Origin of the sequence: Vibrio sp. 10N.237.312.B06, assembly GCF_041464685.1 — a bacterium.
GTDB lineage: Bacteria > Pseudomonadota > Gammaproteobacteria > Enterobacterales > Vibrionaceae > Vibrio > Vibrio tasmaniensis_A.
Genome location: NZ_JBFSPI010000143.1, coordinates 1 through 6,184, shown reverse-complemented (window position 1 = coordinate 6,184; position 6,184 = coordinate 1). Strand labels below are relative to the sequence as shown.

Below are 6,184 nucleotides of genomic sequence, written 5' to 3'. Positions count from 1 at the left end.
GTCTATCAGGTAAGTGAGAGGAAAGCCCTCCGCGAAGCGGCTTAGTTCAACAGCTATTAGACAGAAAAATTCTTTATTTAAATGCAGAATTTTTCTGTCTAGTTTCTTATGTAGCCTATCTTAAACGACTGACTCTTTTAATAACAATTACTTATGCTTACTAATTTGTGATTGAACATGAAAATGTAGATGTTTTCCTATCTAACGAGACTAAGTGTTAAAAAAGTTGAGATCTGTGCTTAGTGGTATTGTTAAAACAAGTTTACTATTGATAATAAGAACAATATTTACACTTCCAAAAACCTACTTATTTACTCATTTGTAATTAAGATAAAATTAGAAAAATATCGAAGTTAACTCAGGTGCTTTCATTCTATAAATTAAAACAAAGTGGCTTTTAATAACTCCCACCCCTTCATACATTTACGATAAATAATAAAATTGAATTTTATAAAAACAAATTGATCAATAAGAATTTTTGTAAACTTTGAATTACATACTCTAAAATTTAATCTCCCTATAAAACTTGTCATAAGCCGAAATGCTCTTCCAATCTTGATTCGCAACACATGGCATTAGCGTGTTGCATATAGACTTCCTATAAAGCCGTTGGGAAGAAGGAGTTTATATTAAAATCAGGAACGAAAAATGAACCAACAACGTCAACTAAGCTGGAAAATAGCAGCTATTCTAGGTACATCTTTTGGCTTTAATGCACACGCTGCAGAAATGGTCAGAGTCGATAACGATACACTGCTACAACAAAGCCTCGTCGCTCAGTCGAAGAGTGTTGCCCCACTAGAATTAGGTTTTTCTGAAGTTAAACGGGTGGTATTGCCCAATGGGAAAACCAAAGTCCGCTATCAACAAACTCACCTAGGTTTACCCGTCTTTGATACCTCCGTTGTCGCCACCCTTTCCAAGAACCAACCCACTCAAGTATTCGGTTCAATGGCACAAGGGATCAGTGGAGACTTGTCCAGCATCGCACCAAAGCTGAATGAGGAACAAGCGATTGAAGCCGCTATTTCCTCTCACCGCACGTTTACTGTCGGCAAAAAGTCGATTGAAAATAAAAACGCGAAACTGATGGTGAGATTGGATGAGAACCAAGTCGCCCAAGTGGTGTATCTGGTCGATTTCTTTATCGCGGCCTCAATGCCAGAGCGCCCTTTCTACTTTATTGATGCTACGACTGGCGATGTGCTCCAAAAATGGAATGGACTAAACCACGCTAAAGCACTAGGTACTGGCCCAGGTGGCAACCTCAAAACCACTCGATATGAATATGGCAGTGACTTCCCTAGCTTTCCCATCGACAAAACAGGCACGACTTGTACGTTAGAAAATGATTCAGTTAAGACAGTCGATTTGAGGAACGGAACGTCTGGCAGCGCAGCCTACAGCTACAACTGTGCCGACGGAACTAACTACACCGATCATAAATACATCAACGGGGCTTACTCGCCTCTTAACGATGCGCACTATTTTGGTAATGTCGTATTCGATATGTACAAAGAGTGGATGAACACGTCGCCTTTAACTTTCCAGCTGACGATGCGCGTTCATTACGGTACCGATTATGAAAACGCCTTTTGGAATGGCTCATCCATGACATTTGGGGATGGCAAAAACACCTTTTACCCATTGGTCGATATCAACGTGAGTGCTCACGAGGTTAGCCACGGGTTCACCGAGCAAAACTCCGGCCTTGTGTACCAAAACATGTCGGGCGGTATCAATGAAGCCTTCTCCGATATTGCGGGCGAAGCGGCTGAATACTACTTACGTGGCAGTGTGGATTGGGTGGTCGGTAGCGATATATTTAAATCAGAAGGTGGTTTGCGCTACTTTGATCAACCTTCAAAAGATGGCCGCTCGATTGATCATGCCTCTCAATACTACGACGGTTTGAACGTTCACTTATCTAGCGGTGTTTATAACCGCGCCTTTTACCTTTTAGCGAACAAATCGGGTTGGAATGTACGTAAGGGCTTTGAAATATTCACAGTCGCAAACCAACTGTATTGGACGGCAAACAGTACCTTTGATGCCGGTGCGTGTGGCGTAGCGAAAGCCGCTGCAGACATGGGCTATGTGGTTGCCGATGTTGAAGATGCTTTTAATACCGTAGGCGTGAATGCGAGTTGTGGTTCAACGCCACCAACTGGCAATGTGCTGACGAAAGGCACACCAATTACGAACCTAAGCGGGAACCAATCTTCAGAGAGCTTCTACACGTTCACTGTTGATTCTGCATCCAGCGTGACGGTTTCAATGTCTGGCGGTTCAGGCGATGCCGATCTTTACGTGAAATCGGGAAGCAAGCCAACAACATCGAGTTACGATTGCCGTCCTTATCGTGCAGGAAACAATGAGCAGTGCAGTGTGAACGCTCAACCGGGCGTGACTTATCATGTGTTACTGCGAGGGTACTCTAACTATTCTGACCTAACGTTACGTTTAGATTGAGTTGGAGCGAGCCTCTCAAACAAGTTGTAAATCGAGAACTAGCGGTTAACCACGAAATAAAACCTACTCACTTTGAGTAGGTTTTTTATGACACACCGTAGTAGCTAATAATATTGTAAGTTATTTACTGATACGCTTATTAATTTATAAACATCAAGATTGTCTAGGTGTTATTTTATAAAAACAGTTTAAATTGAGATCCTGTGCTGCACAACGAAACAAAAATAACTGACTAACTCTTGAACACATTCACGTTACTGATAGGTTAATCCTTATAGGGCAAAAGCTCTATTAATGATAAAAATTAAAATAAGGATTATTTATGAGACCATCTTTTCCTATCAGTATGGCGCTTGCAACGACAGTGGTTGGCTTCCAGTCTTATGCAAATAATATCGACACGGCAAAATCAATCTCTCCCGTAGATCCACTCTCTATTTCAGAGCCGCACTTTATTTCAGAGCCCACATCTATTACAAAGAGCAGTGCTGCGCAAAAACAATCTTTGGCTTTGCAAATCAGCGAGCGTTATTCCGACCTTGAGATCCAATTAAAAGATCAGATCACAGAGAAACACCCATCAACCTCACTCGACACACTTGGCGCTTCTCAAGCTTATTCTGCATTTTCTTACGAGATGGAAGAAGCTGACCTAAGCTATCGTAAAATGAAAGGTATTGAAGATTTTAGCGACTCTGTATTAGAGATTCGCATGGCTGATGAAGCGATGATCCAAGCGTGGAAAAATGGCGAGAACCCATTATTTGCATTCGAACCATCGGGCGATGATTCAAATTGGCAATACATTGAAGCGTATGATGTATACGGACAAGTTCATCAATTAGACGTGTACCAAATGCCTGACGTTCCTGTGTTTGTTGTGGACAGCAATGGCGCTGAAGAGCTCAAAGCAGGCTTAATGGCGATGCAAGCTGAGATGCAAAAGCTAGGGACAACCACACAAATCAATGCCGATACTGACAGTGATAGTCGTCAATTTAATAACAAAAACAATCACGCTAGAGCTTTCGCTTTTGTCGACCAGCCTGAACCAAAACCGTTAAGCACAACTCAATTAACTCAGATTCGTTTGGAAGTAGACCAAGAACCTTGGATCTCAGGTAAAGCGGAAATCTACGCTATTGTGACAGGTGTCGATTCAAGTCGTTTAGAGCCACAAATTGATCTCGTTGATATGCCTTATCTCGATTACGACAAGCAAACATATTACCCAAATCAAACCGTCGTCTTTTGGCCTCGCTACCGTTGGGGTGCTGCGGACATGATTTTAATGGAACACGATGATGGCACAGACTACAAAGCGCTAGCAAAACTCTTAGTTCAAGCCGCAGAAGAGATACTGAAGATGATTCCTGATCCAGAAGTTCAAGGTTATGCGATCATCCCTCAGATCACAGGCAAGATTATCGATGTGATTCCTGATGGCGTATTAGTCAATGATGACGACTTCGTGGACGTGTACTACACCTTAATGCAGAACACACCTTATGTAGACCGCCCAGGCGCTGGTGGAAATGCTGTTGCATCGTTTGCCCCTGTGACTATCTCGCCGACAGAGTAAGTCGTTTCTCATTTAGTTAGGGCTTAGTCACACAAGCCCTAACTCTTCATTATCGAAGGTAAGTCAAACACAAGAGACCTACTCAGAACCTAATTACAGGGAGTAATCAAACACGATAATATCATCTAGCAACGGACGAAATACTTCTTTCAGCGCATCATGCTCAGGGTGCGGAAGGTAATTCTGGCGGCCTTCTTCATCGGCGAACGTCATTAACACCGAGTGGGTATAACCTTGATTCTTGTTTTCAGGGCTGTCATTTAATCCCCATTCTACTGAAGTGACCCCTTCAACCTTGTTTGGCATCGCTTCAAACAGCATCTTTAGTTTTTGAACCTCTGAAGCTTCAGCGTTTTCTTTAAACTTAATCAGTAGAATATGACGAATCATTCCCGTTTCTTTTTGAGTCATTCCTTGTCCTTTCGAGTCGTTCGCTTACTGGTTTGTAATGCTTAACCAACACCCAATAGCGATCTAAATTAGAGAACAACAAAATGCCACACGTTACACAACATGCCAAGGCTAGATCGCTAGAGTTTATAAAATACTCCACAACCCAATAACGAAAAATGCTGCACCCTAGGGCGCAGCATTTTCATAATTATGTGCTGGGTGTTCGAGCCTATCCCGCTCGTAAGCACGATTTGAGCGTTAGTCGCGACGACCATTCAACTGAATCGCTTGGTCTTGCGTAATGTTCGTTTGAAACTTTAAACCACCGTAAGCAGCTTCATTTCTTCCTTCCAGTGTTAAGTCAGATTCAACACGCTCAGCCTTTACTTGATTAGCTTCGCTCGTTGCCATGTCGATAGTACCGGTATACGTTCCGTCAGCAGCGAAAGCTGTGTTCATTGAAAGAGCCATCAAGCCTAGTACGATAAACTTGTTCATACATCACCTCATATTATTTTTAATTGTTTGTTCGTTTGACATCTGTGTTTCTTTGTTGGGGTAACTTTAGCGCTTGAGTGATAACGACTCGAGGAAAAGCAAGATTTACCAAATGGAAAATCAAGGGATTAGCGAAGTTCTGACGCGGTGCTGTCTTATAAGATTTTTATTGGCAATATGATATTAGAGTCACATAATCTCAGTACGCCTGCCGCGCCGAGATTACTGCCTATAAAAGGATTCATTTGGAGAGCCTGTGGACATCAATCTAGACATTCAAAATATCCTCGTAATCAAGCGTATGTATGAACTTCGCAATGTTGGATTGGTTGCCGAGTCGCTAGGCAAAACCTCCGGTGCGATCAGCAAGAACCTTTCGAAGTTAAAGTTACAGCTCGATGATCCGCTGTTCATTCAAACCAAACACGGGTTTGAACCCACGACTTTTGTTGAAACCAACATCGAAAACTTTGAGAAGATCCTGAGCAGCGTTGAAGCCATAACACACCAAGTGTTCTCGCCAGAAACTTACCAAGGCGATATCAAAATCTACGCGAATACCCTGTTCTGGGAGCGTTTTGGTTCGAAGCTCTACTTTGCTCTGAGTAAAGAAGCCCCGCATGCTCACTACTCATTCGTTCGATGGGGAAGCAATGTGAGGAACAGACTCATCGACGGCGAAGAATCCATAGCGGTTCATTACTTTGATGAAACCTTGCCACAGTCGATTTCTCAAATGGAATTCGGCAAAGGCAAAGTGGTTTTCTTCGTGAGAGAGGATCATCCAGCACAAGACTTTGAGTCGCTCGCCAACTACCCAATCATTCTATTTAAAACCCCGGGATGGAATGACAATAAATACCCTATCCTTGATCGACTTAGGAATATCGGTTTTCACGTAAACCCAAAAATAGAAGTTGACCACCCTGCAATGATTCATGATGTCGTACTTAAATCTGACTATTTTAGTATCACCCTCAATGGCAACGTACCAGAAGGTTTTCGTAGTATTGATTTGCCGGAAAAGCTGACTATCGATGTCAGCTATGTAATGAGCTGCCGTCGCTCACAGAAAGACGCGCCTTTGAATCAATGGCTATTACAAATTCTGAAATCCGCTCTGAAAAACAAGCAAGCGTAGATCAACCGATAACGGCTTTATGATCGAAAAAAGGCTCCTTGAGAGGTAATGCCGTTCACTTAAGAGTGAACGGCATTTTTGTTCTTAGCATACCGTTG

General features: G+C 42.5%; 4 protein-coding genes and 1 pseudogene. 3 read left to right on the top strand and 2 right to left on the bottom strand.

Annotated features, from left to right (window positions below):
* The first annotated feature begins 648 nt into the window (after positions 1-648).
* Together AB6C75_RS22510 and AB6C75_RS22505 are read left to right on the top strand one after the other, a co-directional pair.
* A complete protein-coding gene (locus AB6C75_RS22510) occupies positions 649-2,472 on the top strand; it encodes a M4 family metallopeptidase (protein WP_372109337.1) in 1,824 nt (607 codons plus the stop codon).
* A 487-nt stretch (positions 2,473-2,959) separates the two neighbouring features.
* A pseudogene (locus AB6C75_RS22505) lies at positions 2,960-4,054 on the top strand (DUF3103 domain-containing protein); the annotation flags it as partial.
* Between the two features lie 93 nt (positions 4,055-4,147).
* On the opposite strand, the gene AB6C75_RS22500 reads toward AB6C75_RS22505, so the two are convergent.
* Positions 4,148-4,465, bottom strand: coding sequence for a Dabb family protein (locus AB6C75_RS22500; RefSeq protein WP_102496019.1), 318 nt, complete (start codon positions 4,463-4,465; stop codon positions 4,148-4,150).
* Between the two features lie 240 nt (positions 4,466-4,705).
* The gene (locus AB6C75_RS22495; protein WP_372109335.1) at positions 4,706-4,945 is read right to left on the bottom strand and encodes a hypothetical protein; all 240 of its coding nucleotides are present in this window, start codon (positions 4,943-4,945) and stop codon (positions 4,706-4,708) included.
* Between the two features lie 256 nt (positions 4,946-5,201).
* On the opposite strand from AB6C75_RS22495, the gene AB6C75_RS22490 reads away from it, so the two are divergent.
* On the top strand, positions 5,202-6,086 hold the full coding sequence (locus AB6C75_RS22490; RefSeq protein ID WP_372109333.1) for a LysR substrate-binding domain-containing protein: 885 nt from the start codon (positions 5,202-5,204) through the stop codon (positions 6,084-6,086).
* The last annotated feature ends 98 nt before the right edge of the window (positions 6,087-6,184 follow it).